This window comes from Pseudomonas sp. TH39(2020) (genome assembly GCF_016650715.1).
GTDB lineage: Bacteria > Pseudomonadota > Gammaproteobacteria > Pseudomonadales > Pseudomonadaceae > Aquipseudomonas > Aquipseudomonas mandelii_C.
Genome location: NZ_JAEKFF010000006.1, coordinates 1457485 through 1482420 on the forward strand (window position 1 = coordinate 1457485; position 24936 = coordinate 1482420).

Here is a 24936-nt window from a genome sequence, read left to right on the forward strand (position 1 = left end):
CAGTCTATGACATCCCGCCCTACTTCAGCCCCACCACCCCCGCCACGATCAATCCGACCGACACCAGTTTGACCGCCGTCAGACTTTCACCGAGCAACGCAAACCCAAGAAACACCGTGCCCAGTGAGCCGATAGCGGTCCAGATCGGGTAAGCGATGCTCACCGGCAACTCGCGCATGGCCAGGGTCAGGAAGTAGATCCCGCCCACCGCGGCCACCACGGTGATCATTGACGGCCAGAGCCGGGTGAAGCCCTCGGCGTACTTCATGCCCATGGCAAAGGTGACTTCGAAGCCGGCGGCGATCAGCAAAAACATCCAGGCCATCTAGAACTCCCTCGCCAGCGCCTGCAAACGCTGCTCGGCCTCGGCGGCGGAGACCTGGAAGGTGCGCGCCTCGGATTCTTCGCCTTCGGCGGCCACGACCGTGATGTCGGTGATGCCAATGAACCCCAATGCCGTTCGCAACAACGGATCGGCATGGTTCATCGCCTCAAGCTCTCCACCGGGCCCGAAACCGAACCCGCCGCGACTGGTGACGATCAACGCCTTTTTGCCCTGCACCAGCGGCTCGTATTGAGCGACGCCATTGTCCAGGGTGTGATTGAAGGTCAACCCCAACCGGACAATCTGATCGATCCAGGCCTTGAGGCCGCTGGGCACGCTGAAGTTGTGCATCGGCGTGGAAATCACCAGCAAATCATGACCGAGTAACTCGCTCACCAATTCATCGCTGAACGCCAGGTCGGCTTGCATCGACAGCGGCCGCGCATCGGGTTCAGGGTAAAAAGCGGCGGCCACAAACGCCTCGTTGACCGGCGGAATCAACGCTCGACCGACTTCGCGACGGGTCAGGTGCGACTGAGGATTGGCCGCCTGCCAGGCTGAAAGAAACACCTCGGCCAAGCGCCGGGAGTGAGAACGGTCGCCACGGGGGCTGGCATGCACGGCAAGAATTGTACTCATCTGAATCTCCTGAAGGACTAAACTAAAACTGCTGGTGGCTTGCAGCTTGAAGCGCTTAGCCGCCCCTCTTCAAATGAGCAAAAATCAGTCTGGATGAATTCATTTCATTCGTGGAGCTTCCAATGTTTGCCTCGCTGCCGCTGACCGCCCTGCGCGCCTTTGAATCCGCCTCGCGCCTGCTGAGCTTCAAGGCAGCCGCCGAAGAACTCTCGGTGACGCCGACGGCGGTTTCCCATCAGATCCGTTCGCTGGAGACCTGGCTCGGTGTGCCGTTATTCGAGCGGTTGCCACGGCAAGTTCGCCTGACGGACTGCGGTGAGCGGCTGTTCCACAGCTTGCACGGCGCCTTGCTGGAAGTGGCGCAAAGCGTCGACACCTTGCGCCCGCAACGCAGCGGCGCCAGCTTGACGATCTCCACCACCGCTGCTTTCGCTGCATTGTGGCTGGTGCCGCGGCTGGGCCGGTTCTACGCCCGGCACCCGAACATCAGCCTGCGGCTCGATACCCATTGCGAAGTCATCGACTTGCATCAAGACGCCAGCGTCGATCTGGTGCTGCGCTATAGCCTCGGTGATTACCCGAACCTTTATGGCCTGTGTCTGTTCGACGAATCCTTCGGCGTCTATGGCTCGCCGGAGCAAGTCGCCCTGGCCGCCAGCCAAGCGCCGACGCTGATCAGCGTGCGCTGGCATAACTCCAAACTGTACGCCCACGGCTGGGAGGCCTGGTGCGCACAATCCGGCGAGAACTGGCTGGTGGGGCAACCAGCGGTCCGTGAATACGACGAAGAACATTACGCCCTGCAAGCGGCGATTGCCGGGCAAGGCCTGGTGTTGGCGAGCAACATTCTGGTGTCCGAGAGCGTGGCCAGTGGTTTGCTGGTGGCGTATCGGGGCGAAATCCAGGTCGATGGTGCCGGATACAGTGCCCTCTGCGTGCCGGGGCGCGAACGACATCCGCCCGTCCGGGCGTTTTTTGCGTGGTTGCAGGAAGAAGCTCGATTGTCTGGTCTATTGCCAAGATCGCATCCTTCGCCAGCGCCTACAGGAGAACGCATTCCCCTGTAGGAGCTGGCGCAGCCTGCGATCTTTTCGATTACCAAATTACATAAAACTTTTCGTGATGCTCATCACTCACACCCTAGGTAGCGATCACTTCTATAGAAGGTGACGCAAACCGGATCAGCCTCCAGGAGATCGAGATGAGCGACATGCATTTGTCTGATGTAACCACCCTTCGCGAACGTGCCCGCAAGAACGTCGAGAACGGTGCGGTAACCGAAAGCTACAGCGCCAACCGTGAAGAAGTGCTACGCCTGCTCAACGAATCGCTGGCCACCGAACTGGTCTGCGTGTTGCGCTACAAGCGCCACTACTTTATGGCCAACGGCCTGAAAGCCCAGGTCGCCGCCGACGAATTCCTCGAACACGCGACCCAGGAAGCCCAACACGCCGACCGACTGGCCGAGCGCATTGTGCAACTGGGCGGTGAGCCGGAGTTCAACCCTGACCTGCTGTCGAAAAACTCCCACGCACAATACGTGGCTGGCAATTCACTTAAAGAGATGGTCTACGAAGACCTGGTCGCCGAGCGAATTGCCATCGACAGCTATCGCGAGATCATTCAGTACATCGGCGAAAAAGACCCGACCACCCGGCGCATCTTCGAAGACATCCTGGCCCAGGAAGAAGAGCATGCCGATGACATGGCCGACATCCTGAAAGACCTGTAGCGCCTGCCAGACCGCCATCGCGAGCAAGCTCACTCCCACAGGAGTTCACCGTACCTGTGGGAGCGAGCCTGCTCGCGAAGGCGCCCTCACAGGCACCTGATTACTTGGTGGGTTTAACAGTGACTGGCGCCTTACCAGCCTTCATCTGCTCCAGCAACGGCGCGCACTGATTCGGTTCGCCACCGCTCGGCGCCACCAGCGCCAGCAAACCCGCCGCCGGCGCCGCAATCACACCCAACGCCACCATCCCCGCCCCGCGCAGTATCAGCGGCACAGCCTTCACACCCGCATCAGGCTTGATGAACTTGCCCCGCACATACAGCGGCGAACGCAGCGAGATCAAGCGCCAGCCCTTGGATTCCGGGCTGATGGTCAGGTCCAGTTGCTCAGTCGCCATGTTCGCCGTGCCATCGATGTAGATGATCGCGTTTTCGGTATCGAAGACGAACAGGCGCGTGGTCGCCAAACCGGTCTTGATGTCGAAGTCGGCGGCAGCGCAGTTGATCTTCACTTCCTTGTCGCCAAAGATCTTGCCCACCACATAGTTGCCGACGTTCAGCCCGGCCAGCTCCATCAACTCGCGGCTGATAGCGCCATCGTTAATCAGCATCTTCAAATTGCCATTGGCGGTGCCCAGCAGTTTGGCCACCGAGTTGCCACGACCGGTGATGTCGGCATCGCCATTGAGCTCGCCGAAACTGGTTTTCATCGGCTCAAAGGTCGGGAACAGCTGCTTGAGTTTGAACTTGCGTGCGGTGAACTTGGCCCGGCCTTCCAACGGTTCGGTTCGGCCATTGAGGCGAATCTGAGCATCCAGGTTGCCACCGGCCACACCAAAGCGCAGGGGTTCAAGGCTGAGCACGCCGTCAGTGAGTATCAGGTGGGTGTAGAGATCGTTGAACGGCAGTTTTTCGCTGTGGACGATGCGCTTGCCAGTGAACTCGACGTCAGCGTCCATATCGCGCCAGCGCTCGGTTTTGAACTCTTCGACCGGCAACACCTTGTCTGCCGGCTGCTTGCTTTCGCCGCCACGGGCCTTTTGTTTGGCGTTGGAATCGGCACCGATCAGCGGGGCCAGGTCAGCAAACAGCAGTTGATTGGAAACCAGCGATCCGCTCAGCTTCGGGCGCGGCTGACTGGCGACATAGGCCAGGCTGCCATGGATGTCGCTCTGACCGATCTTGCCGTTGAATTCTTCGTAACGGAACACTGCACCGTCCGCGTCATGCAGCTTGGCGATCAAGTGGCCGTCAGTCTCGTACGGCGGTGTGTCCGGCAGGGTGACGCCGGTCAGCGGGTAGAGATTGCCCAGGCTGGTGCCGGCCAGTTTCAGGCGCAAATCCAGCGCGCCGAGGTTCAGTGGATCGGTGAGGGTGCCGGCCAGTTCGACACTGGTGTCAGCGATCTTCACTTGAGCCTGAAGCGGAAACGGCTTTGCCGCGTCCTGCAACGCCAGCAGGCCGCCAATCTTGCCTTCGCCCGCGAGGTTCTGGCCGTGGTATTGGCCTTTGACCTTCAGCGCGAACGCGTAATCCTGCGGCGCGGCCCCCTTTTCCGACGCGGTTTTCGCGGCTTTGTCACCGACAATGTCACTGAACGGAATCGGTTTGCCCAGCGGGTCGATGATCAAATCGAGCTGAGTCTTCAGGCTTTGGTCGTCGAGGATCACGTGGCCTTTGTCGAAGCCGATCGCACCGATGTCCACCACCCAGCTGGATGGCTCGGCGTTCGGGTCTTTGGGGTCGAACTTGAAGGTCCAGTTTGCACGACCGTCGGCCAGGCGCTGGAGGTCGGCATTCGGTTCGGTCAGGTCAATACGCGGGATCACCACGCGCTGCGTCAGCAAGGCCAAGGGCGAGAGGCGCAACTCGACACGCTTGAGGGTGACCATCTGCGGCTTCTTCGACCAGTCCGGGTTGCGCAGGCTCAAGTCTTCCGCCACGACATGCGGCCACGGCACCCACGCGCGCCAGCCGCCCTCTTCGGGCTCACGTTGCCAGACCACCGCGAGGTTGCCGTTGATGGCGAACGGGCGGTGCAGCTCTTCGGAAACTTTGGCATTAAGCGGTGGTTTGATCCGGTTCCAATCGAAGAACGCGATGATCAGAACCAGTATGGCCAGCAGGACAACAAGGCTGGCGAGGGTCCAGGTAATAATTTTACGAGTGCGCGTCATTGCACAGGGCTCCTGATACGACTGAGCGCCCTGACTGCGACGCACGTTTGAAACGTTAGGCCAGAACCGGCCTGCCATGGAGTCTAGGACTGGGAAATGGCGCGCAGGTTTAACCGAAATGCCGCTTAACGTTCAAATAATCGGTCGGGGTCACATTGCGCCCTCAAATCAGCGTTACCGGCCCCGCACTTTTGCAAGGCGCAAGTGAGTGGAAAATACCCATCTCAGCGCAAAAACATCCGCCGGAAACGCCTGATTTAGAGCCGTCGCACGGAACAATCAATTCTGTTGATTATTACCATTGCGTTTATGAACTTTTATATCGACTTATCGAGAGTAGCATTGCCCTCGTACCCACTTTATCGCCCTCCTACGGAGCACCTAATCATGAAACGCCAATTACTGCTTAGCCTTACACTTTCAATGCTTGCCAGCACTGCTTTCGCCCTGCCAGCTGCTGACCAAGCGACCCCACAAGTCAAATCCACCCACTCGGTATTCAGCCAAACCGTCGCCGAAGGTGGCAATGATCGCCTGAAAGAAAAAGGCCTGATCACCCAGGATGGCTCGGACCGTACTCCACAGGGTCAAACCCTGGCTGCAGATGGTTCCGATCGCACTCCACAGGGTCAAACCCTGGCTGCAGATGGTTCCGATCGCACTCCACAGGGTCAAACCCTGGCTGCTGATGGTTCCGACCGCACTCCACAAGGTCAAACACTGGCTGCAGATGGTTCCGATCGCACTCCACAAGGTCAAACCCTGGCTGCAGATGGTTCCGATCGCACTCCACAAGGTCAAACCCTGGCTGCTGACGGTTCCGACCGCACTCCACAAGGTCAAACCCTGGCTGCAGATGGTTCCGACCGCACTCCACAAGGTCAAACCCTGGCTGCAGATGGTTCCGACCGCACTCCACAAGGTCAAACCCTGGCTGAAGGTGGCGGTGACCGCGTCATCGAACGCAACAGCGCTTTGAGCTGAGCCCATGGTGGCCCTGAAAAAAAGCCCAATCCCCGGATTGGGCTTTTGACGTTATAGAGGCCTCACTTCCCCGCTTGATCCCCCGATAGTCGTTCGACGCAGGCAAAGCCGATTTGCTAGAGTGCGCCGCTGTCTTATCCAGAAAACACCCTTGCGATGCTGCCCCGCGCCGAACAGAAACAACAGACCCGCAACGCCCTGATGGACGCTGCCCGCCACTTGATGGAATGCGGCCGAGGATTCGGCAGCCTGAGCCTGCGCGAAGTCGCCAGAACCGCCGGGATCGTGCCCACCGGTTTCTACCGGCATTTCGCCGATATGGATGAACTGGGCCTGGTGCTGGTGAGTGAAGTCGGTCAGACCTTCCGCGAAACCATTCGCCTGGTGCGCCACAACGAGTTCGTCATGGGCGGCATCATCGACGCCTCGGTGCGGATCTTTCTCGACGTGGTCACGGCCAATCGCTCGCAGTTCCTGTTTCTCGCCCGCGAGCAGTACGGCGGCTCGCTGCCGGTGCGTCTGGCCATTGGCCGTTTGCGCGAAGACATCAGCTCGGACCTGGCGGCCGACTTGTCCTTGATGCCGAAGCTGCAACATCTGGACATCGCCGGCCTGAGCGTCATGGCTGATCTGATTGTTAAAAGCGTGTTCGCGACCTTGCCGGACATCATTGATCCGCCAGCGCAGGCGCTGCCCGAGCATCTGACGCCCCAAGCAAAGATCACCCAGCAGCTAAGATTTATCTTTATTGGCCTTAAGCATTGGCAAGGACTCGGCAGTACCGAGTGACCCCCCTTTGTCAGTGATGATCGTTCCCACGCTCTGCGTGGGAATGCCTCAACGGACGCTCCGCGTTCGGCTTCTGGGACGCAGAGCGTCCCGGGCTGCATTCCCACGCAGAGCGTGGGAACGATCTGGAGCACCGCCTACGCACCAACTTTGCGCACAACCCTCCCCGCACGCACCAATTCCAGCCAAAGCCCGCCACTTCCTGAATCATCCCCCTCCACTCCGACAGGCATTTCCTACGTATCACCCGATTGGCAAGCCCCTTGCTCTAGCCTAAGCATTGTCCATTGCTGGAAGCCTTCCGATGCTGGTGATTCATCGCAGAATCGACCCTCAATCCGTCTGGGCCGCCGAGTTGCACCTGAACTTCGAAGCCCGGAGCAAAAGCCGTTTGCGCTGTTTCAGTGCCGAGGGTGAAGACGTCGGGTTGTTTTTGGAGCGCGGCCAGCCACCGCTGTATGACGGCGAGTGCCTGCAAGCCGAAGACGGGCGCATCGTCCGCGTCTGCGCCCGGGCCGAACAATTGCTGCACGTCACCTGCGCCAATGCTTTCGAACTGACTCGCGCCGCCTATCACCTCGGCAACCGCCACGTCGCCCTGCAACTTGGCGATGGCTGGTTGCGCCTGCTCGACGACTACGTGCTCAAGGCCATGCTCGAACAGCTTGATGCCGAGGTCGAGAACATCGAAGCGCCGTTCCAGCCGGAACATGGCGCCTACGGCGGCGGCCACCACCATTCGCGTCACGGCGATGAAGACTTCAACTACCCGCCGAAACTGCACCAGTTCGGCGTGCGGCTATGAACCCAGCCTGGGCGCTGTTGCGCCTGGCCAGTCCGCAGTTGCCGATTGGCGGTTACAGCTATTCCCAGGGTCTGGAAATGGCTGTGGATAACGGCCGCGTCAACGACTCCAATAGCGCCCGGCGCTGGATCAGTGATCAGTTGCTGCTGAACCTGGCGCGTTTCGAAGCGCCGTTGCTGCTCGCCCATTGTGTGGCCGCCTTTGATGAAAACTGGGGTGAATTACTGCAACGCTGCGAAGAGCATCGCGCCAGCCGGGAAACCCGCGAGCTGCATCAGGAGAGCCGGCAGATGGGCTATTCCCTGCAACAACTGCTCAACGGTTTGCCGGAGCTTGATGCGCCGGCCCGCGCCTTTCTTGAACAACGTCCCGAGCCGCACCTGGCACTCGGCTGGGCGTTGGCCGCTCGCGCCTGGAATATCAGTCCGCAAGACGCGCTGGCGGCGTGGCTCTGGAGTTGGCTGGAAAACCAGCTGGCAGTGCTGATGAAAACCCTGCCACTGGGCCAGCAAGCCGCGCAACGCCTGACCAGCGAACTGCTGCCGCTGCTGCAACAAGCCCAACAGAACGCCACCCGAATCAACCCCGAGCACTTTGGCAGCGCCGCTTTCGGCCTGTCCCTGGCGTGCATGGCCCATGAGCGCCAGTACAGCCGTCTGTTCCGTTCCTAGGGCCTGTTATTTTGGCCCTGTTATTTTGGAGAAGCACATGAACACACAACCTCTGCGCGTCGGCATCGGCGGCCCGGTCGGTTCCGGCAAAACTGCCCTGACCCTGGCTCTGTGCCTGGCCTTGCGCGACCGCTACAACCTGGCGGTGGTCACCAACGACATCTACACCCGTGAAGACGCCGACTTTCTGGTGCGCAACGAAGCCCTGGCGCCGGAGCGGATCATCGGTGTGGAAACCGGCGGCTGCCCGCACACGGCGATTCGCGAGGACGCCTCGATCAACCTTGAAGCCGTGGATCAATTGAACCGCCGCTTTCCGGGGCTGGACCTGATCCTTGTGGAGTCCGGTGGCGACAACCTGTCCGCCACCTTCAGCCCGGAACTGTCCGACCTGACCATTTACGTGATCGACGTCTCGGCCGGCGACAAGCTGCCGCGCAAGGGTGGGCCGGGGATCTGCAAATCGGATCTGCTGGTGATCAACAAAATCGACCTCGCGCCATTGGTGGGTGCGTCGCTGGAACTGATGGACAGCGACACCCAGCGCATGCGCAACGGCAAACCGTTCGTTTTCAGCAACCAGAAAACCGGCCTCGGCCTGGAAGAAATCATCGCCTTCATCGAACGCCAGGGCCTGCTGACAGCGGCGTGAACACGATCAACTTTTATCAACAAGGAAGCTTATCCATGACACTTAAACGCATTCTGGGCGCCATGGCGCTGTTGCTGACCCCGGCCATCGCCTTCGCCCACCCAGGGCATGGCGACAACGGTTTGATCGCCGGTATCAGCCACCCGGTCGGTGGACTCGATCACTTGTTGGCGATGGTTGCGGTCGGTTTGTGGGCGGCGCAGCAGAAAGGTGCTGCACGCTGGGCGCTGCCGTGCACATTTGTCGGCATCATGCTGATCGGCGGGTTGCTGGGGTTTGAAGGGCTGAACCTGCCGGCGCTGGAGAGCGGGATTGCGGCGTCGGTGCTGGCGCTGGGTCTGGCGGTGGCTTTGGCAGTGCGTCCGCCGTTGAGCCTCGCCGTTGCGGCAACCGCTTTGTTTGCTCTGTTCCATGGGGTGGCGCACGGACTGGAGTTACCGCAGATGTCGAGCCCTTGGGCGTATGCGGCGGGTTTTGTAGCGGCGACAGCTGCGTTGCATGGATTGGGTTACGCCGTAGTGCGGGTGTTGCCGCAAGCGGCGGCGCCGTTGGTTCGACTGGCGGGTGCGGCATCGGCGGCGACTGGCGTGTGGTTGTTGGCGGGCTGAGATCTTTACCGCCAGTGATGGCCTCTTCGCTAGCAGGCTCGCTCCCACATTGAAATGCGCACTCCTGTGGGAGCGAGCCTGCTCGCGAAGGCGGTCTGACAGACACCGCATCTCTCAGGCCTGATAACATGTCGCGCAATCAACCCTGCCGTGACGACGCCAGCCAATGCCGCCTGTTTCCCGCTCCGCCTCCCAGCCTGAATTGACCGCTCTGTTTGCCTCGGTGCAACAGCACTTCCAGGACGTGATCGTGCCGCTCTGGCAAGGTCCCGGCTGGAATGCCGACATGGCGCTGCCCTATGAAGCGCTGGACGCCGAACACCAACCGCTGCCGCCCCAACGCTACCGGGCCATGGCCTGCGCGCGTCAGCTCTATCTGTTTTCCAGCCTGATCGGCCAGGTCCCGGCCGCCGAAGAGCGCGCCGCAGCGCTATTCCGTTCCCTGCAGCAGCATTTCCATGATGCCGAGCATGGCGGCTGGTTCTATAGCGTCGACCCGCACGGTGCTCCGCTGGATCAGCGCAAAGACCTCTACACCCACGCTTTCATCCTGTTCGCCTGCGCCCATTACTGGGACAAGGTCCGCGAGCCGCGGGTGGAATCGGTGCTCAACGCCGCACTGGAAGTGGTCGCGCAACGCTTCGCCACGGGCGACGGCCTGTACGAAGCCAGCCTCGACCGGGACTGGTCCTCGCTCGAGTCAGGGCCGCTGCAAAATCCCCTGATGCACTTGGCCGAAGCCTTCCTCGCCACGCTGTCGGTGCGCGAAGACGTCGCCGTGCAAGACGCGCTCGTCGAGTTATGCACAGCGATGCAGAAGCGTTTTATCGACCCGCAACACGGTGTGTTGATGGAGAAACCGCTGGGAGCTGTGGATAACTGGTTTGAACCGGGGCATCAGTTCGAGTGGTATTTCCTGCTGGAATCGTCTTCGTTGCTGCGCGGTGCGACACTCCACGCTTCTCTGGAACGCGCCTTTGCGTTCACCGAACAACTGGGCGTCGATCAACAGACCGGCGCCGTGCGGGCCATGCTCGACCTGGAACCGAACGGCCCACCTCGGGACGCTACGCAGCGAATCTGGGCTCAGGCTGAATACCTGCGTGCCCTGACCTTGCGCCCAGACAGCGAGGCCGCAGTGCTACGCCAATTGCAGGCGTTGCTGCAGCGCTCTCTGCATGCGGGTGGCTGGTATGAGTGTCGTGATGAGAACGGTGATGTGACACGTCGGGATATGCCGTCGACCACGCCTTATCACTTGGCAACCTGCTATCGCGGACTGGCCGAGTATCTTCGCTGATTGATAGATCGCTATCGCGAGCAAGCTCGCGATAGGCCGTTACGCGGTCTTACGCCTTGCCAGCATTACGCTCAATCGCAAACCCGCTCCACGTCTGGCTCACCGGCATCAGCTCGAGGCTGTTGATGTTGATGTGCGCCGGGGCATTGAGCACCCAGAAAATGGTGTCGGCGATGTCTTGCGGCTGGATCGGCTCGGCACCGGCGTAGGTCGCGTTGTAACGCTCCTGGTCACCGGCGAAACGCACCAGTGAGAACTCGCTTTCGCACAGGCCCGGCTCGATATTGCTCACCCGCACACCTGTACCTTGCAGGTCGCAGCGCAGGTTCAGGGAGAACTGTTTGACGAACGCCTTGCTCGCGCCATACACATGACTGCCCGGGTACGGGTAGTTGCCGGCGATGGAACCAAGGTTGACGATGCCGGCGCCGCGCCCGTGAGCGATCAAGCGGGGCAACAACAGACGAGTGCTGTACATCAGGCCTTTGATGTTGGTATCGACCATGGTGTCCCAATCATCAAGGTCGCACTTCGGCGCCGGGTCAACGCCCAGCGCCAGGCCGGCGTTGTTGATCAGCCCGCGCAGTTTGGCGAAGGACGGCGGCAGGTTGGCAATCGCCTCCTCCATGGCTTTGCGATCACGCACGTCGAGCACCAGGCCATGGACCTCGGTCTGCTTCGACAACTCGGCGCACAGCGCATTGAGGCGCTCTTCACGACGGCCGGTCAGCACCAGTTTCCAGCCGGCTTCGGCAAAACGACGGGCGCAGGCTTCACCAAAACCGGAGGTCGCGCCGGTAATAAACAGGGTGTTGGACATCGTGTTCTCCTTGCTTCGGCTGATCGGCAGCCACTGGAATAGAAAATCAGCAGCCAGCATGCCCGGCCTTGCCCACAGCGGCAACTACCGCAGAAGCTGTACAAAAAACGATCAAACGTTGCCACGCCTTACCTGCCGTGGCTTTCAGCCATGTGCGCGCACCTTATCCACAGGCCGGTCCACAGTTTCCGGGGGCAAGTGGAAAAGCTGTAAGCCGCTGTGCACAAGGCTTTGCGGGCAAATTGGAAATTTTTTTGCTTGACCCTGGAACGCGGGGTGTGTAGCTCATGGCATTTTGCACGATTGACCGGTCATACCGACGATGGCGCCAAGCCAGTAACTACGGCCTTCAGCCGAGTCTTTCCAGAGTTTAACCACAGACTTATCCACAGGCAGCTCCACTCCATTTCGCCCTGCTTTCGTCACCAATAAAAAGGTTGACAAAGCCCGCTCGCGGTCCCGCAAAAACGCCTGATCAAAAAACAACCACAACTCTACAAGCCACGGTTTCAAAGGCCTTCAGCCAGCTACTCCCACGTTATTCACAGCCAGCTCCACAGCAAACGGGGACAAGTCAAAACCGTGACAAAACAACTATTTGCAGCGGCTTTATGTCGCGCTTTAAGAGCTTGTGAATATTGTTTTCCACAATTTCAAAAAACCGTACTCCCACAGGTATTTGTATTGTTTTGGGAGATGTAAAAAAGCCCCGGCGATTGCTCGCCGGGGCTGTGGGTATTTCAACAGAGCATCAGTGGCCGCCGAGATAGGCGTTACGCACTTCCTCGTTAACCAACAGCTCCTTGCCGGTGCCCGTGAGGCGGATCTCGCCGTTAACCATCACGTACGCCCGGTCGGACAGTTTGAGGGCGTGGTTGGCGTTCTGCTCCACCAGGAAGATGGTCATGCCGGTTTTGGCCAGTTCCCGCAGGGTCGCGAAAATCTGCTTCACCACGATCGGTGCCAATCCCAGGCTCGGCTCATCGAGCAACAGCAGTTTCGGCCGACTCATCAGCGCCCGAGCGATGGCGAGCATTTGCTGCTCGCCGCCAGACATGGTCATGGCCCGCTGGGTACGACGCTCTTCGAGCCGCGGAAACAGCTCGAACATGCGTTGCATGTCTTCCTTGGCGTACTTGTCGCCAATCGGGATGGTGCCCATCAGCAGGTTTTCTTCGACGGTCATGTCGGGGAATACCCGCCGACCTTCCGGCGATTGGGCGATGCCGTGGGACGCGATGTAGTGCGACGATTTGTGGGTGATATCCACACCCTGATAGTTAATCTGCCCATCAGCCGCCCGGGGCTGACCGAAAATAGACATCAGCAGGGTCGACTTGCCGGCGCCGTTGGAGCCGATCAGGCTGACGGTTTCGCCTTCATTGATGTGCAGCGAGACTTTCTTCAGGGCCTGGATCGGCCCGTAAAACACGTCCAGTTCCTTGAGTTCGAGGATGGGTTGACTCATAGCGCCACTTCCTCTTCATCAGCGCCCAGGTAGGCCGCAATTACTTTCGGATCGTGTCGGATGTCGTCGGGGCCGCCCTCGGCGATGACGATGCCGTGGTCCAGCACCACGATGTGGTCGGAAATGCTCATTACCATGCCCATGTCGTGTTCGATCAGCACCACGGTCAGATCGTGCTCGTCGCGCAGCAGCCGGATCATCGCGCTCAGCGCTTCGGTTTCCTGAGGGTTGAGGCCGGCGGCCGGTTCGTCGAGGCAGATGATCTGCGGCCGGGTGCACATGGCCCGTGCGATCTCCAGACGACGCTGCTGGCCGTAGGACAGCTCACCGGCCAGACGGTTGGCGCAGTCCACCAGGTCCACCACTTCCAGCCAGTAGAACGCGTGGTCCAGCGCATCGCTTTCGGCTTTGCGATAACCCTTGGTGTTGAGGATGCCGGCCAGCATGTTGCGGTTGACCCACATGTGTTGAGCCACCAGCAGGTTTTCCAGCACCGACATTTCCTTGAACAGGCGAATGTTCTGGAAAGTCCGCGCCAGGCCTGCACGGTTCACCAAATGGGTGCCGCCGAACATTTTGTAAAACAGCCGAGTGGCGAAGGATTTCGGCGAGACGAAATCGACCGGTTTAAACGACTCACCCAACAGCTGGATGACATTGGTTTTCTCGCCACGCACATTGAGTTCGATCTTGCCGCCCGAGGCCTTGTAGAACCCGGTCAGGCAGTTGAACACGGTGGTCTTGCCGGCGCCATTGGGGCCGATCAGGGCGAAGATCGAGTTGCGTTTGACCTTCAGGCTGACATCGTTCAACGCCTTGATGCCGCCGAAGTGCATCATCAGCTTCTCGACCGAGAGTACGACTTCGCTCATGGCGCTACTCCTTTACGCGGGGTCACACCGGTACGGCTGATCCGAATCAGGCCGCGCGGTCGCCAGATCATCATCAACACCATCAGGACGCCGAACAGCAGCACGCGGTATTCCGCGAACCCCCGCAGCAGTTCCGGGGCGACGGTCAGCACGAACGCCGCAATCACCACGCCGATGGTCGAGCCCATGCCGCCGAGTACCACGATGGCGAGGATCAATGCCGATTCGAAGAAGGTGAACGAGGTAGGGTTGACGAAGCCTTGGTAGGTGGCAAAGAACACACCGGCCAGCCCGGCCGTCGATGCACCGATGGTGAACGCCGAGAGCTTCACCAAAACATGGTTCAGACCCATGGAGCGGCAAGCGATTTCATCTTCACGCAAGGCTTCCCAGGCGCGACCGACCGGCATGCGAGTCAGGCGGTGCTTGATGTACAGCACGGCCAATACCACCAGGAACAACACCGCATAGATGAAGTAATACTTCACATCCGGGTTGTAGGCGATGCCGAAGAACTCATGGAACGGCACCCCGCCCTCTTTCGCCCTTTTGCCGAACTCGATGCCGAAGAAGGTTGGCAATGGAGCGGCCATGCCATTCGGGCCGCCGGTCAGGGACAGCCAGTTATTGAGGATCAACCGGATGATTTCACCGAAGCCCAGGGTCACGATCGCCAGATAGTCACCGTGCAAGCGCAGCACCGGGAAACCGAGGATGCAACCGGCAAGGCCAGCGGTGATCGCCGCCAGCGGCAGCACCGTCCAGAAGCCCAGACCGAGATATTGGTAACCGAGCGCCAGTCCGTAGGCACCAATGGCGTAGAACGCCACGTAACCCAGGTCGAGCAGACCGGCCAGACCAACCACGATGTTCAGGCCCAGACCCAGCAGTACGTAGATCAGCCCGAGGATAACCACACCCAGCAGGTAGGAGTTGGAGAAAAACGGGAACACCACGGCAACGACGATCAACAGCGGGATGATCCAGCGCAACCGGGATTTGTAATCAGGCGGCAGTACATGAACCCCGGAGCCGGTGCTTTCAAAGCCTTCGAGAATTCTCAGGCCTTTGGGGGTTTGCAGGAACAGGCTCAAGGCAAAGCGGCCAGCCATGACGATGGCGACAATCCACGCCACGCGTGTCGGCTGCAGGTTGAAGCCGTAGCCGTCGAGGACGATGCCGACAATCGGGCCGAACACAATCAGGGCCACAAGGCCGGCAAGAATCGCGTCAACCAGGCTTCTTTTGAGATCAATGGTTTTTTTAGTGGTTGAAGACATCGCTTACACCTTCGACACAAGAGGACGGCCGAGCAGGCCTTGAGGCCGAAAGACCAGAACAAGAACGAGCAGCGAGAAGCTGAAAACGTCTTTGTAGTCCGAGTTCACCAAACCTGAAAACAGTGATTCGGAGATCCCCAGAATAATCCCGCCAAGCATGGCGCCAGGCAGCGAACCGATCCCGCCGAGTACCGCGGCGGTGAACGCTTTGATGCCGATGACAAACCCTGCGTAGAAGTCGAACGTGCCGTAGTTCATGGTGATCAGTACGCCGGCCAGGGCCGCCATCGCTGCACCGATGATGAACACATAGGAAATCACCCGGTCGGTGTTGATCCCCAGGATCGAAGCCATCTTGCGGTCTTGCTGGGTCGCGCGGCACATGCGGCCGAGCTTGGTGTACTTGATGACGTAGGTCAGCAGGCCCATCCCGACAAACGCGGCGACCAGAATGAAGATCTTGGTGTAGGTGAGCTGGACGAAGCCGGTTCCGACTTCAACTCGCCATGCACCGGTAAGCAGTGTGGGTACGCCTTGTTGACGGGCGCCCTGGGCGATCTGTGCATAGTTTTGCAGGATCAGGGAAATACCGATGGCGCTGATCAGCGGTGCCAGTCGTGTGGAGTTGCGCAACGGTTTGTAGGCGACGCGCTCGATGACCCAGCCATACACCGCCGTGACGACGATGGTGAAGACCAGTGTGCCGAGCATCAGCAGAGGGAAGGATTCAATACCGAAGTAAGCCAGCAGAGCCAGACTGATTGCCGCGAGGTAAGCGGAAATCATGTAAACCTCGCCGTGGGCGAAGTTGATCATGCCGATGATGCCATAGACCATTGTGTAGCCGATGGCGATCAGGCCATAGACCGACCCGAGGGTCAGGCCGTTGACCAGTTGCTGCAGGAAAATACCATCCATAACGCAATCTCACGCATTTGAGAGACTGCACAGAAGCGGGTTGCAACGGACCGGGGTTCAGCCGCCGGCGCAACACGGTTGTGTGCAGCTCTACGAGAAAAGACAGGTACTGCACGGACATGTTGATTGATCTGCCCGGCGCACCAGGCACCGGGCAGATCAGCAGTTCATATCACTTCTGTTTTTCCAGTTGGTGGTATTTGCCGTCCTTGTCCCACTGGTAAACCACGTAGTCGGAGACTTTCAGGTCGCCTTTGCTGTCCCAGGTCTTCTCGCCCATGACGGTTTTGACCGGGTTCTTCTTCAGCCACGCGGCAGCGTCTTCGCCCTTGTTGGACTTGGCGCCATTGAAGGCAGCGGCCAGGGTCTGGACCGAAGCGTAGGCGTACAGGGTATAGCCTTCAGGCTCGGTGCCTTTTTTGCGGAACTCGTCCACTACCGTCTTGCTGTCTGGCAGCAGGCGCGGGTCGGCGCCGAAGGTCATGTACACGCCGTCAACGTTTTGCGGGCCACCGGCGGTGGTCACCAGCTCGTCGGTCACGATGCCGTCATCGGACATGAACTTGACGTCTTTGAGGCCTTGTTCACGCAGTTGGCGAACCAGTGGACCGGCTTCCGGGTGCAAGCCGCCGAAGTAGACCACGTCGGCACCGGCCGCACGGATCTTGGTCACCACGGCGCTGAAGTCTTTCTCGCCGCGGGTCAGGCCTTCGTACAACACTGGCGTTACGCCGCGCTTGACCAGTTGTGCCTTGGTGGCGTCCGCCAGACCTTGGCCGTAGGTGTCTTTGTCGTGCAGGACCACGACTTTCTTGCCCTTGAGCACGTCGACGATGTAGTCGCCGGCGACGATGCCTTGCTGGTCGTCACGACCGCACATACGGAACATGGCGCTCAGGCCGCGTTCGGTAACTTGTGGGTTGGTGGAGCCTGGAGTGATCGCGATGATGCCCGCTTCGTCGTAGATCTCCGAAGCCGGGATAGTCGAGGAGGAGCAGAAGTGACCGACTACGCCAGCGACTTTCTGGTTGGTCAGGTCCTTGGCGACCGTCACAGCCTGTTTCGGTTCGCAGGCGTCATCGCCTTTGACCAGTACGATTTTTTCCCCGTTTACGCCGCCCGCTGCGTTGACCGCATCGGCCGCAGCCTGTGCACCCTTCATGTACTGCTCGCCAAATGCCGCGTTGGCGCCTGTCATCGGTCCCGCCACACCGATTTTCACATCGGCCTGTGCAAACGCAGAAACACCCAACGCAGTTGCCACTGCGAGGGCCAAAAAGCCTTTTTTGTAAAACGTCTGGGACATGAGGTGGTGCTCCAAGGTTTTTTTTTAGTTGGCACTGCGACTTCCTGAATGCTCAGAGCAAGGGCCGTGCCATCGGTTTTTTATTCTGAAAAAAGTCGCTGCTTTATTGTTATTTCGACTGTTTCGATCCCATTTTCATTGGGCGTGCAACCGTCTAAACCGCGGGAGGTGAAACCATTTATTTTTAAAGGCGCAACCCGCATGCGCCATCATTGCAACCGCGGCGCCAAACGACGTGCAACCAGCCTGTAACAGCGAGCGTCACCGAAGTGCACACTGCTGGTGCGCAACTGCTACAACCCGCACCTTTTACAGGCTAGTCGCTGCGCGAAAAAGCGCCGCTTTCAGCAACAAATTTCAACAATCAAATAACGATCCGCAGGCACTGGCCTGCGTGATACAGCGAGAATCCGGCCTCGTACAGACAGCTGCGCAATCCCACGCCCGCCAACGGCTGCATGGGTGCGAAAGGAATCGGTAGCGCTTGAGGATTTCCGTTACACAGATAATCGGCAAAGGCTTTGCCGACGACGGTGCCAGTAGTGACGCCCCGGCCGTTGTAACCGGTGACTGCCACTAAACCGGGCGCCGGCTCGAACAAACGCATCAAATGATCGGGGGTGAAGGCGATGCAACCGGTCCAGGTGCACTCCCATTCCACCGGTTTGAGATAAGGAAAGTAGTGCTGCTGAACCCGGTCGGCCCAGGCTTTGAGAAACCAGGTCGGTTTCTGATTGCCATTGCCGAGACTGCCGAGCAGCAGACGGCCATCCTTATCCCGACGAACACTGCTGAGAACCTGGCGGGTGTCCCAGGAACCCTGGCCACCCGGGAGAATTTGCTGCGCAGCCTCTTCGGTCAGCGGGACCGACGCCACTTGATAGTAATAACCGGGGAAGAAGTTGCGCCGCAATTCCGTCCAGTCACCTTCGGTGTAGGCGTTAGAGGCAATCACGACTTGCTCGGCAAGCACCGAACCCTGAGCGGTTTGTACCGACCAGCGTTGGCCCTGACGTTCGAGTCGGGTCACCGGGGAATGATCGAACAACTGACCGCCGAGGCCGATGGCCGCTTTGGCCAGCCCCGTCGTGTAAGCCATTGGGTTGATTGTGCCGGCACGTCGATCAAGCAGCGCAGCGGCAATTTTTTTGGTGCCCGTTGCTTGTTCGCAGGCTTGACCGGTCAGCAGTTCCACCGGTGCGCCGCGACGCTTCCATTGTTCTTCACGACTGCGCAAGTCCGCTTCGCCACGGGCATTGTGTGCCATGTGCAGCGTGCCTTCGCGACGCAGCTGGCAATCGATGTTGTACTTATCCACAAGGCTGAACACCAGGGACGGTGCTGCACCGAGCATGCGATTAAGCTGACTGCCGACCGCCTCGCCGAAACCGGCTTCGATCTCGTCCGGTGGAATCCACATCCCGGCATTGACCAACCCGACGTTGCGCCCCGATCCGCCATGACCGGCACGATGGGCTTCCAGCACACAGACGCTTTTGCCTTTTTCCAGCAGATGCACCGCCGCCGACAGACCGGTGAAACCGGCACCGATGACGCAGACATCGACCGTCACCTCGCCCTTGAGCGCCGCGTTATCAGGCCTTTGCGGCGTCAGTTTTTCCCACAGACACTCTTCGCGTAACGGCATTGCCAGACTCCAACAGAAACCTAACCAACACACACATTCCAATGTGGGGGCGAGCCTGCTCGCGAAAACGGCGACACATCCAACATTGATGTGACTGCCAGACCGCATTCGCGAGCAGGCTCGCTCCCACAGAGGGAATCACTGCACGACTTGCGATTTAGTCGAAGGTAATGCCCTGAGCCAACGGCAATTCCAGTGAATAGTTCACGGTATTCGTCTGACGGCGCATGTAGCCGCGCCATGCATCGGAACCGGATTCACGACCGCCGCCCGTTTCTTTCTCACCGCCAAACGCCCCGCCGATTTCCGCGCCGCTCGGGCCGATGTTGACGTTGGCGATGCCGCAGTCACTGCCCACCGCCGACATGAACTGCTCGGCTTCACGCACGTCAGTGGTGAAAATGCACGACGACAAGCCTTGTGGCACAGCGTTGTTCAGGCGCAGCGCCTCGTCGAAATCCTTGTAACCGACCACGTACAGAATCGGCGCGAAGGTTTCGTGGCAAACCACATCGCTCTGCTCCGGCATTTCAACGATGGCCGGCGAGACGTAGAACGCGTTAGGGAATTTGTCTTCCAGTTGGCGCTTGCCGCCGAACACCCGGCCACCTTCGCTCAAGGCCTGCTCAAGCGCGTCCTGCATGTTTTCGAAACTGTGTTTGTCGATCAGTGGACCGATCAGGTTGCCTTCCAGCGGATTGCCGATGCGCACTTTGGAGTACGCGGCTTTCAGGCGGGTGACGATTTCTTCTTTCACCGATTCATGGGCAATCAAGCGACGCAACGTGGTGCAACGCTGACCGGCAGTGCCGACGGCGCTGAACAGGATGGCTCGTACGGCCATGTCCAGGTCGGCGCTTGGGCCGAGGATCATTGCGTTGTTACCGCCCAGTTCCAGAATGCTACGAGCGAAACGTGCGGCGATTTTCGGTGCCACTTCGCGGCCCATGCGGGTGCTGCCGGTGGCGCTGATCAGCGCGACACGCGGGTCATCGACCAGGGCTTCGCCGGCATCGCGACCGCCGATGATGACTTGGCTCAGGTGCGGCGGCGCGTCGCTGAAGTTCTTCAGTACGCGGTCGAACAGCGCCTGGCAGGCCAGTGCGGTCAGCGGGGTTTTTTCCGACGGTTTCCAGATCACCGGGTTACCACAAACCAGCGCCAGCGCGGTGTTCCAGGCCCAGACCGCTACCGGGAAGTTAAACGCACTGATGACGCCAACGACGCCCAGCGGGTGCCAGGTTTCGCGCATGTGGTGGCCAGGACGCTCGGAAGCGATGGTCAAACCGTACAGCTGACGGGACAGGCCGACGGCGAAATCGCAGATGTCGATCATTTCCTGAACTTCACCCAGACCTTCCTGAGTGATCTTGCCGGCCTCCCAGGACACCAGCTCGCCGAGGTCGGCCTTGTATTCGCGCAGGATATCGCCCAGTTGGCGAACCAGTTCGCCACGGCGCGGGGCCGGAACCTTGCGCCACAATTCGAACGCATGATCTGCACGACTGATGTGCTGCTCGACTTCAGCGGCGCCTTCCCAGTTCACGGCGGCGATCTGGCTGCCATCGATCGGCGAATGCACCGGCACTTTGCCGTTCTGGTACAGGGCCGGGTTCACACCAAGACGATCAAGCAATGCGGCAACCATGGGTCACTCCTCAAGCGAAAAACAGAAAACGTGCAGCCGGATTAATTCGGCTGGTGAGGCCTGTAGTTTTAGCGCTCCCGACGTTACCCAACAAACGACCTTTAAGAGAGATATCATTCCGTTTATTCATGCTGCGAATTGCTGGTAAGAAAGAAACAAGAAAAAGGACAACCCATGCTGAATAAACGCTACTTGCCGTCGATCACCGCGCTGCAGTGTTTTGAGGCCGTAACCCGGCATTTGAGCTTCACCCGGGCGGCGGAAGAGCTGAACCTGACCCAGAGCGCTGTCAGCAAACAGGTCGCGCAACTCGAAGAATTATTGCAGCACCTGCTGTTCCGCCGGGTGCGTCGACGCCTGCAAATGACTCCGGCCGGTGATTTGTACCTGGTGGAGGTACGAAAAATCCTCACGCAGGTCGAGATGTCGACCCACTACCTGCGCTCCTACGGCGGTGAAACCGAAGTCCTGCGCGTCTCGACGCCTCCGACCTTCGGCGCGCGCTGGCTAGTGCCACGCTTGAAAGGCTGGCGTCTGCGCCATCCCTCGATCCATCTGGACCTGTGCAGCGAACAGGAAGCCGACGATCTGTTGCAGGGTCGCAGCGACCTGGCGTTTTATTTCGGCCAGGGCTCACGACCCGGCACTGAATGCCTGAAGCTGTTCGGCGAAGAGCTTGTGCCGGTCTGCGCACCGGGCAGCCTGCCGAACACGCCGTTCACCGATCCTACGCAACTCACCGACCTGGTCCTGCTGCAAAACGCCTCCCGGCCCCAGGCCTGGCACGACTGGTTCGACAGTCAGGGCTACCACACCGAACACAGCTACCACGGCCCGCGTTTTGAAACCTTTTACATGTGCATCCGCGCAGCCCAGGTCGGCTGCGGAGTGGCGCTGTTGCCACGTTTTTTGGTGGAAGAGGAATTGGCCGACGGCAAACTGGTCATACCTTGGCAGCACGCGCAGCCCAGCACCGATGCCTATTACCTGGCGTATCCGGAGCATTCGGCGGAGGTGCCGAAAGTGCGGGATTTTGTGAAGTGGATGCTGGAGCAGATTGATAGCCCGGAGATACCGCAAATTTAGGGTTACACCACAATACCTGTGGGAGCGAGCCTGCTCGCGAAGACGGCGGCACATTCAACATAGATGTGACTGAAAGACCGCTTTCGCGAGCAGGCTCGCTCCCACAGTAAACCGTGGTGGTTTAAAAAATCGCTGGCAATACCTGCCGTTGATATGCGCCACTAGCCCCATTCATTGAAACAGCTGCAACGTCGCTGCCACGGGCCGCGGCCAGCCTGGAGAACCCCGTTATGAGCGAGAGCGTGTTTGGCGATCGCATCGTGCAGAACCTGCTCGACACCGACTTCTACAAACTGACGATGATGCAGGCGGTGCTGCACAACTACCCGAACGTGGAAGTCGAATGGGAGTTTCGTTGCCGTAACAGTGAAGATTTGCGCCCCTACCTGGCGGAAATCCGTTTCCAGATCGAGCGCCTTGCCGAATTGAGCCTGAGCGCCGACCAGTTGAGTTTCATGGAGCGCATCAGCTTCATGAAGCCGGATTTCCTACGCTTTCTCGGGTTGTTCCGCTTCAATCTGCGCTACGTCCATACCGGTATCGAAAACGGCGAGCTGTTCATCCGCCTGCGCGGGCCATGGCTGCACGTGATCCTGTTCGAAGTGCCGCTGCTGTCCATTGTCAGCGAAGTGCGCAACCGCTATCGCTACCGTGAAGTCGTCCTGGAACAGGCGCGCGAGCAACTCTACCGCAAGTTCGACTGGCTGACCGCCAACGCCAGCGCGGAGGAATTGTCCGAATTGCAGGTTGCCGATTTCGGCACTCGTCGTCGCTTCTCGTACCGAGTGCAGGAAGAAGTGGTGAACGTGCTCAAGCACGATTTCCCCGGTCGTTTTGTCGGCACCAGCAACGTGCACCTTTCACGGGAGCTGGACATGAAACCGTTGGGCACCATGGCCCACGAATGGATCATGGCCCATCAGCAACTCGGCCCCCGGCTGATCGACAGTCAGATTGCCGCCCTCGATTGCTGGGTCCGTGAGTACCGCGGCCTGTTAGGGATTGCCCTCACCGACTGCATCACCACGGATGCCTTTCTCAACGATTTCGACCTGTACTTCGCCAAGCTGTTTGACGGCCTGCGCCATGATTCCGGTGATCCGGTGCTCTGGGCGGAAAAGGCCATTGCCCATTACCACAAGCTCGGCATCGACCCGATGAGCAAGACGCTGGTGTTCTCCGACAGCCTGACGCTGCCCAAGTCTCTGGAAATATTCCGGGCGTTGCGCGGTCGGATCAATGTCAGCTTTGGCATCGGCACCAACCTGACGTGCGATATCCCGGGTGTTGAACCGATGAGCATCGTGCTTAAAATGGCCGCCTGCAACGGCCAGCCCGTGGCAAAGATTTCCGATGAGCCTGGCAAGACTCACTGCAAAGACCCGAATTTTGTCGCCTATTTGCGACACGTTTTCAAAGTACCTGCCGCCCTTTCCAGCACATCAAGCACATCAAGCAAGGAGTGAATTCATGCAAGCCGAACAGCGTGAGATTGCTGAACAGCTCAAGGTCCAGCCGCCGTTCGCCGACCAGGCCGCCCTCGAGGCTGAAGTCGCCCGGCGGATTACCTTCATCCAGGACTGCCTGGTCAATTCCGGGCTCAAGACCCTGGTGCTCGGCATCAGCGGCGGCGTCGATTCCCTGACCGCCGGCCTGCTGGCCCAGCGTGCGATGCGCGAACTGCGCACCCGCACAGGCGACAACAGCTATAAGTTCATCGCCGTGCGCTTGCCGTACGAAACCCAGTTCGACGAACACGATGCCCAGGCCTCGGTGGATTTCATCGCCCCGGACGAGCGCCACACCGTGAACATCGGCCCGGCGGTCAAAGCCCTGGCCAGTGAAGTAGCCGCCTTTGAAGGCAAGCATGCCGTCTCAGTGGATTTCGTGCTCGGCAACACCAAGGCGCGGATGCGCATGGTCGCCCAATACACTATCGCCGGCGCGGCCCACGGTCTGGTGATCGGCACTGACCACGCGGCGGAAGCAGTGATGGGCTTCTTCACCAAGTTCGGTGACGGCGCTTGCGACCTGGCGCCGCTGAGCGGTCTGGTGAAAAACCAGGTCCGGAACATCGCCCGCAGCTTCGGCGCGCCGGAATCGCTGGTGGAAAAAGTCCCGACGGCCGACCTTGAAGACCTGTCGCCCGGCAAACCGGACGAAGCGTCCCACGGCGTGACCTATGCCGAGATCGACGCGTTTTTGCACGGCGAGCCGGTGCGTGAGGAAGCGTTCAAGATCATTTATGACACGTATAAAAAGACTCATCACAAGCGAGTGATGCCGTTCGCACCTTAAGTAAGGCGGCGTCTGGACCGACGTCTTCGCGAGCAGGCTCGCTCCCACAGGTACTGCGCTGTCCTTGTGGGCCGAGCCGACTCCGGGCGGCGTTCCGACGAAGAACGATGACGTGGTCAAACGTCAGGCACAAAAAAAGCGTCCCATGGGGACGCTTTTTTACGAGCTCGATTCGATTACTTCAGCACAACAGTGCCTTTCATCATCGAGATGTGGCCCGGGAACGAGCAGAAGAAGCCGTAGCTTTCGCCAGCAGCCAGTTTCGAGATGTCGAAGGTCACCGAATCCGTTTCGCCAGCACCAATGATTTTGGTATGCGCGATAATGCGGGCATCACCTTCTTTCAGGTAGTTCTTCTCGATACCTGCACTCAGACCATCGGTGGCAATTGGCTGCATATCAGCTGTTTTGCTCAGCACCCAGTTATGACCCATGACGTTTTTCGGCAGGTTGCCGGAGTGTTTCAGCTCCACGGTGAACGTCTTGCAGCTCTTGTCGATGCTGATTTCCTTGGTATCGAAGGACATCTGGTCAGTCGAGTCGACAGTGACCTTGCACTCGGCAGCCATCAATTGGCTGCTGGCCAGTGTCAGCAGGGATACTGCAACAAGTTTGGCAAACATGGTGAATCTCCAAGGCAGGGTTAACAAAAGTGCGAATGGACAGAAGACTGCCTGAAAACTTCGCAAGTTCCTATGACCTGAATCAAAAATTGTATACAACTTTCGGGCTATGACACCTATCGAAACAATCTACCAGCCAGACATCTGGGGCGGACCTATCATCAGGTCGTCCTCACCCATCTGGAGCGTCAGTCATGTCCCTTAACAGCCTGTTGCGCAGTTTGCTCGCCGCCTACGCCTGTGGCGCCAGCGGAACCTGTGAAACACCTGAACGCGAAGTGTAGACCT

24 protein-coding genes are annotated in these 24936 nt (G+C 59.3%); 12 read left to right on the forward strand and 12 right to left on the reverse strand.

The features are described 5' to 3' along the window. Positions 1-19: 19 nt before the first annotated feature. Both JFU47_RS14530 and JFU47_RS14535 read right to left on the reverse strand, forming a co-directional pair. Positions 20-325: a DMT family transporter gene (locus JFU47_RS14530; RefSeq protein WP_201183743.1), complete on the reverse strand. Its 306-nt coding sequence runs from the start codon at positions 323-325 to the stop codon at positions 20-22. After that, positions 326-964, reverse strand: a complete 639-nt coding sequence (locus JFU47_RS14535) for an FMN-dependent NADH-azoreductase (protein WP_201183744.1) — start codon at positions 962-964, stop codon at positions 326-328. It abuts the gene before it with no gap. A 110-nt stretch (positions 965-1074) separates the two neighbouring features. Here JFU47_RS14535 and JFU47_RS14540 point away from each other — a divergent pair, with 110 nt between their 5' ends. Continuing rightward, positions 1075-2031, forward strand: a complete 957-nt coding sequence (locus tag JFU47_RS14540) for a LysR substrate-binding domain-containing protein (protein WP_201183747.1) — start codon at positions 1075-1077, stop codon at positions 2029-2031. A gap of 134 nt (positions 2032-2165) precedes the next feature. Continuing rightward, positions 2166-2696: a ferritin-like domain-containing protein gene (locus JFU47_RS14545; RefSeq protein ID WP_140677243.1), complete on the forward strand. Its 531-nt coding sequence runs from the start codon at positions 2166-2168 to the stop codon at positions 2694-2696. Positions 2697-2796: 100 nt separating this feature from the next. Here JFU47_RS14545 and JFU47_RS14550 read toward each other — a convergent pair whose 3' ends face one another. Then, a complete protein-coding gene (locus JFU47_RS14550) occupies positions 2797-4872 on the reverse strand; it encodes an AsmA family protein (protein WP_201183749.1) in 2076 nt (691 codons plus the stop codon). 387 nt (positions 4873-5259) lie between these two features. Between JFU47_RS14550 and JFU47_RS14555 the strand changes: the two genes are divergently transcribed. From JFU47_RS14555 to JFU47_RS14585, 7 genes are all read left to right on the forward strand, one after another. Continuing rightward, complete coding sequence (locus JFU47_RS14555; protein ID WP_201183752.1) at positions 5260-5856, forward strand: hypothetical protein; 597 nt, start codon at positions 5260-5262, stop codon at positions 5854-5856. Positions 5857-6012: 156 nt separating this feature from the next. Then, a complete protein-coding gene (locus JFU47_RS14560) occupies positions 6013-6645 on the forward strand; it encodes a TetR family transcriptional regulator (RefSeq protein ID WP_046044801.1) in 633 nt (210 codons plus the stop codon). 304 nt (positions 6646-6949) lie between these two features. Further along, a complete protein-coding gene (gene ureE, locus JFU47_RS14565) occupies positions 6950-7450 on the forward strand; it encodes an urease accessory protein UreE (RefSeq protein ID WP_201183755.1) in 501 nt (166 codons plus the stop codon). Continuing rightward, a complete protein-coding gene (locus tag JFU47_RS14570; RefSeq protein ID WP_201183757.1) occupies positions 7447-8121 on the forward strand; it encodes an urease accessory protein UreF in 675 nt (224 codons plus the stop codon). The genes ureE and JFU47_RS14570 overlap by 4 nt, the downstream gene beginning before the upstream one ends. Before the next feature lie 37 nt (positions 8122-8158). Continuing rightward, entirely contained in the window at positions 8159-8773 is a 615-nt protein-coding gene (gene ureG / locus JFU47_RS14575) for an urease accessory protein UreG (RefSeq protein ID WP_056746302.1), read from the forward strand. A 35-nt stretch (positions 8774-8808) separates the two neighbouring features. Continuing rightward, positions 8809-9381 (forward strand): HupE/UreJ family protein, encoded by a 573-nt coding sequence (locus JFU47_RS14580; protein WP_140677237.1) that lies wholly within the window; start codon positions 8809-8811, stop codon positions 9379-9381. Between the two features lie 166 nt (positions 9382-9547). Next, positions 9548-10681: an AGE family epimerase/isomerase gene (locus JFU47_RS14585; RefSeq protein ID WP_201183760.1), complete on the forward strand. Its 1134-nt coding sequence runs from the start codon at positions 9548-9550 to the stop codon at positions 10679-10681. Between the two features lie 49 nt (positions 10682-10730). Here the strand turns inward: JFU47_RS14585 and JFU47_RS14590 are convergent, their stop codons facing one another. The 8 genes from JFU47_RS14590 to amaB form a co-directional block, all read right to left on the reverse strand. Beyond that, positions 10731-11501 carry an SDR family oxidoreductase gene (locus tag JFU47_RS14590; protein ID WP_046044806.1) on the reverse strand — a complete coding sequence of 257 codons (771 nt, stop codon included), beginning with the start codon at positions 11499-11501 and terminating at the stop codon, positions 10731-10733. A 751-nt stretch (positions 11502-12252) separates the two neighbouring features. Then, positions 12253-12969 (reverse strand): ABC transporter ATP-binding protein, encoded by a 717-nt coding sequence (locus JFU47_RS14595; protein WP_123367622.1) that lies wholly within the window; start codon positions 12967-12969, stop codon positions 12253-12255. Further along, entirely contained in the window at positions 12966-13841 is an 876-nt protein-coding gene (locus JFU47_RS14600; protein WP_123367623.1) for an ABC transporter ATP-binding protein, read from the reverse strand. Before JFU47_RS14600 ends, JFU47_RS14595 begins: the two co-directional genes overlap by 4 nt. Beyond that, on the reverse strand, positions 13838-15121 hold the full coding sequence (gene livM / locus JFU47_RS14605) for a high-affinity branched-chain amino acid ABC transporter permease LivM (RefSeq protein WP_123367624.1): 1284 nt from the start codon (positions 15119-15121) through the stop codon (positions 13838-13840). Before livM ends, JFU47_RS14600 begins: the two co-directional genes overlap by 4 nt. 3 nt (positions 15122-15124) lie before the next feature. Beyond that, positions 15125-16039 (reverse strand): ABC transporter permease subunit, encoded by a 915-nt coding sequence (locus JFU47_RS14610; RefSeq protein ID WP_027921961.1) that lies wholly within the window; start codon positions 16037-16039, stop codon positions 15125-15127. Positions 16040-16211: 172 nt separating this feature from the next. After that, the gene (locus JFU47_RS14615; protein WP_111449242.1) at positions 16212-17345 is read right to left on the reverse strand and encodes a branched-chain amino acid ABC transporter substrate-binding protein; all 1134 of its coding nucleotides are present in this window, start codon (positions 17343-17345) and stop codon (positions 16212-16214) included. Between the two features lie 364 nt (positions 17346-17709). After that, positions 17710-18993: an L-pipecolate oxidase gene (gene amaA / locus JFU47_RS14620; protein ID WP_008153371.1), complete on the reverse strand. Its 1284-nt coding sequence runs from the start codon at positions 18991-18993 to the stop codon at positions 17710-17712. A 157-nt stretch (positions 18994-19150) separates the two neighbouring features. Further along, positions 19151-20641 carry an L-piperidine-6-carboxylate dehydrogenase gene (gene amaB / locus JFU47_RS14625; protein ID WP_201183761.1) on the reverse strand — a complete coding sequence of 497 codons (1491 nt, stop codon included), beginning with the start codon at positions 20639-20641 and terminating at the stop codon, positions 19151-19153. Between the two features lie 174 nt (positions 20642-20815). On the opposite strand from amaB, the gene JFU47_RS14630 reads away from it, so the two are divergent. From JFU47_RS14630 to nadE, 3 genes are all read left to right on the forward strand, one after another. Beyond that, complete coding sequence (locus JFU47_RS14630; RefSeq protein ID WP_201183764.1) at positions 20816-21727, forward strand: LysR family transcriptional regulator; 912 nt, start codon at positions 20816-20818, stop codon at positions 21725-21727. Positions 21728-21957: 230 nt separating this feature from the next. Next, entirely contained in the window at positions 21958-23193 is a 1236-nt protein-coding gene (pncB, locus tag JFU47_RS14635) for a nicotinate phosphoribosyltransferase (RefSeq protein ID WP_123367628.1), read from the forward strand. A gap of 4 nt (positions 23194-23197) precedes the next feature. After that, positions 23198-24025 carry an ammonia-dependent NAD(+) synthetase gene (gene nadE, locus JFU47_RS14640; protein ID WP_201183768.1) on the forward strand — a complete coding sequence of 276 codons (828 nt, stop codon included), beginning with the start codon at positions 23198-23200 and terminating at the stop codon, positions 24023-24025. 176 nt (positions 24026-24201) lie between these two features. On the opposite strand, the gene azu is transcribed toward nadE, so the two are convergent. Further along, positions 24202-24648, reverse strand: coding sequence for an azurin (gene azu / locus JFU47_RS14645; protein ID WP_123367630.1), 447 nt, complete (start codon positions 24646-24648; stop codon positions 24202-24204). Between the last annotated feature and the right edge of the window lie 288 nt (positions 24649-24936).

Excerpts from the sequence above, each read along its gene's own strand:
- JFU47_RS14530 (WP_201183743.1), bottom strand. The coding sequence starts at position 325 with ATGGCCTGGATGTTTTTGCTGATCGCCGCCGGCTTCGAAGTCACCTTT.
- JFU47_RS14535 (WP_201183744.1), bottom strand. The coding sequence starts at position 964 with ATGAGTACAATTCTTGCCGTGCATGCCAGCCCCCGTGGCGACCGTTCT.
- JFU47_RS14545 (WP_140677243.1), top strand. The coding sequence starts at position 2,166 with ATGAGCGACATGCATTTGTCTGATGTAACCACCCTTCGCGAACGTGCC.
- JFU47_RS14550 (WP_201183749.1), bottom strand. The coding sequence starts at position 4,872 with ATGACGCGCACTCGTAAAATTATTACCTGGACCCTCGCCAGCCTTGTT.
- JFU47_RS14555 (WP_201183752.1), top strand. The coding sequence starts at position 5,260 with ATGAAACGCCAATTACTGCTTAGCCTTACACTTTCAATGCTTGCCAGC.
- JFU47_RS14560 (WP_046044801.1), top strand. The coding sequence starts at position 6,013 with ATGCTGCCCCGCGCCGAACAGAAACAACAGACCCGCAACGCCCTGATG.
- ureE (WP_201183755.1), top strand. The coding sequence starts at position 6,950 with ATGCTGGTGATTCATCGCAGAATCGACCCTCAATCCGTCTGGGCCGCC.
- JFU47_RS14570 (WP_201183757.1), top strand. The coding sequence starts at position 7,447 with ATGAACCCAGCCTGGGCGCTGTTGCGCCTGGCCAGTCCGCAGTTGCCG.
- ureG (WP_056746302.1), top strand. The coding sequence starts at position 8,159 with ATGAACACACAACCTCTGCGCGTCGGCATCGGCGGCCCGGTCGGTTCC.
- JFU47_RS14580 (WP_140677237.1), top strand. The coding sequence starts at position 8,809 with ATGACACTTAAACGCATTCTGGGCGCCATGGCGCTGTTGCTGACCCCG.
- JFU47_RS14585 (WP_201183760.1), top strand. The coding sequence starts at position 9,548 with ATGCCGCCTGTTTCCCGCTCCGCCTCCCAGCCTGAATTGACCGCTCTG.
- JFU47_RS14590 (WP_046044806.1), bottom strand. The coding sequence starts at position 11,501 with ATGTCCAACACCCTGTTTATTACCGGCGCGACCTCCGGTTTTGGTGAA.
- JFU47_RS14595 (WP_123367622.1), bottom strand. The coding sequence starts at position 12,969 with ATGAGTCAACCCATCCTCGAACTCAAGGAACTGGACGTGTTTTACGGG.
- JFU47_RS14600 (WP_123367623.1), bottom strand. The coding sequence starts at position 13,841 with ATGAGCGAAGTCGTACTCTCGGTCGAGAAGCTGATGATGCACTTCGGC.
- livM (WP_123367624.1), bottom strand. The coding sequence starts at position 15,121 with ATGTCTTCAACCACTAAAAAAACCATTGATCTCAAAAGAAGCCTGGTT.
- JFU47_RS14610 (WP_027921961.1), bottom strand. The coding sequence starts at position 16,039 with ATGGATGGTATTTTCCTGCAGCAACTGGTCAACGGCCTGACCCTCGGG.
- JFU47_RS14615 (WP_111449242.1), bottom strand. The coding sequence starts at position 17,345 with ATGTCCCAGACGTTTTACAAAAAAGGCTTTTTGGCCCTCGCAGTGGCA.
- amaA (WP_008153371.1), bottom strand. The coding sequence starts at position 18,993 with ATGCCGTTACGCGAAGAGTGTCTGTGGGAAAAACTGACGCCGCAAAGG.
- amaB (WP_201183761.1), bottom strand. The coding sequence starts at position 20,641 with ATGGTTGCCGCATTGCTTGATCGTCTTGGTGTGAACCCGGCCCTGTAC.
- JFU47_RS14630 (WP_201183764.1), top strand. The coding sequence starts at position 20,816 with ATGCTGAATAAACGCTACTTGCCGTCGATCACCGCGCTGCAGTGTTTT.
- pncB (WP_123367628.1), top strand. The coding sequence starts at position 21,958 with ATGAGCGAGAGCGTGTTTGGCGATCGCATCGTGCAGAACCTGCTCGAC.
- nadE (WP_201183768.1), top strand. The coding sequence starts at position 23,198 with ATGCAAGCCGAACAGCGTGAGATTGCTGAACAGCTCAAGGTCCAGCCG.
- azu (WP_123367630.1), bottom strand. The coding sequence starts at position 24,648 with ATGTTTGCCAAACTTGTTGCAGTATCCCTGCTGACACTGGCCAGCAGC.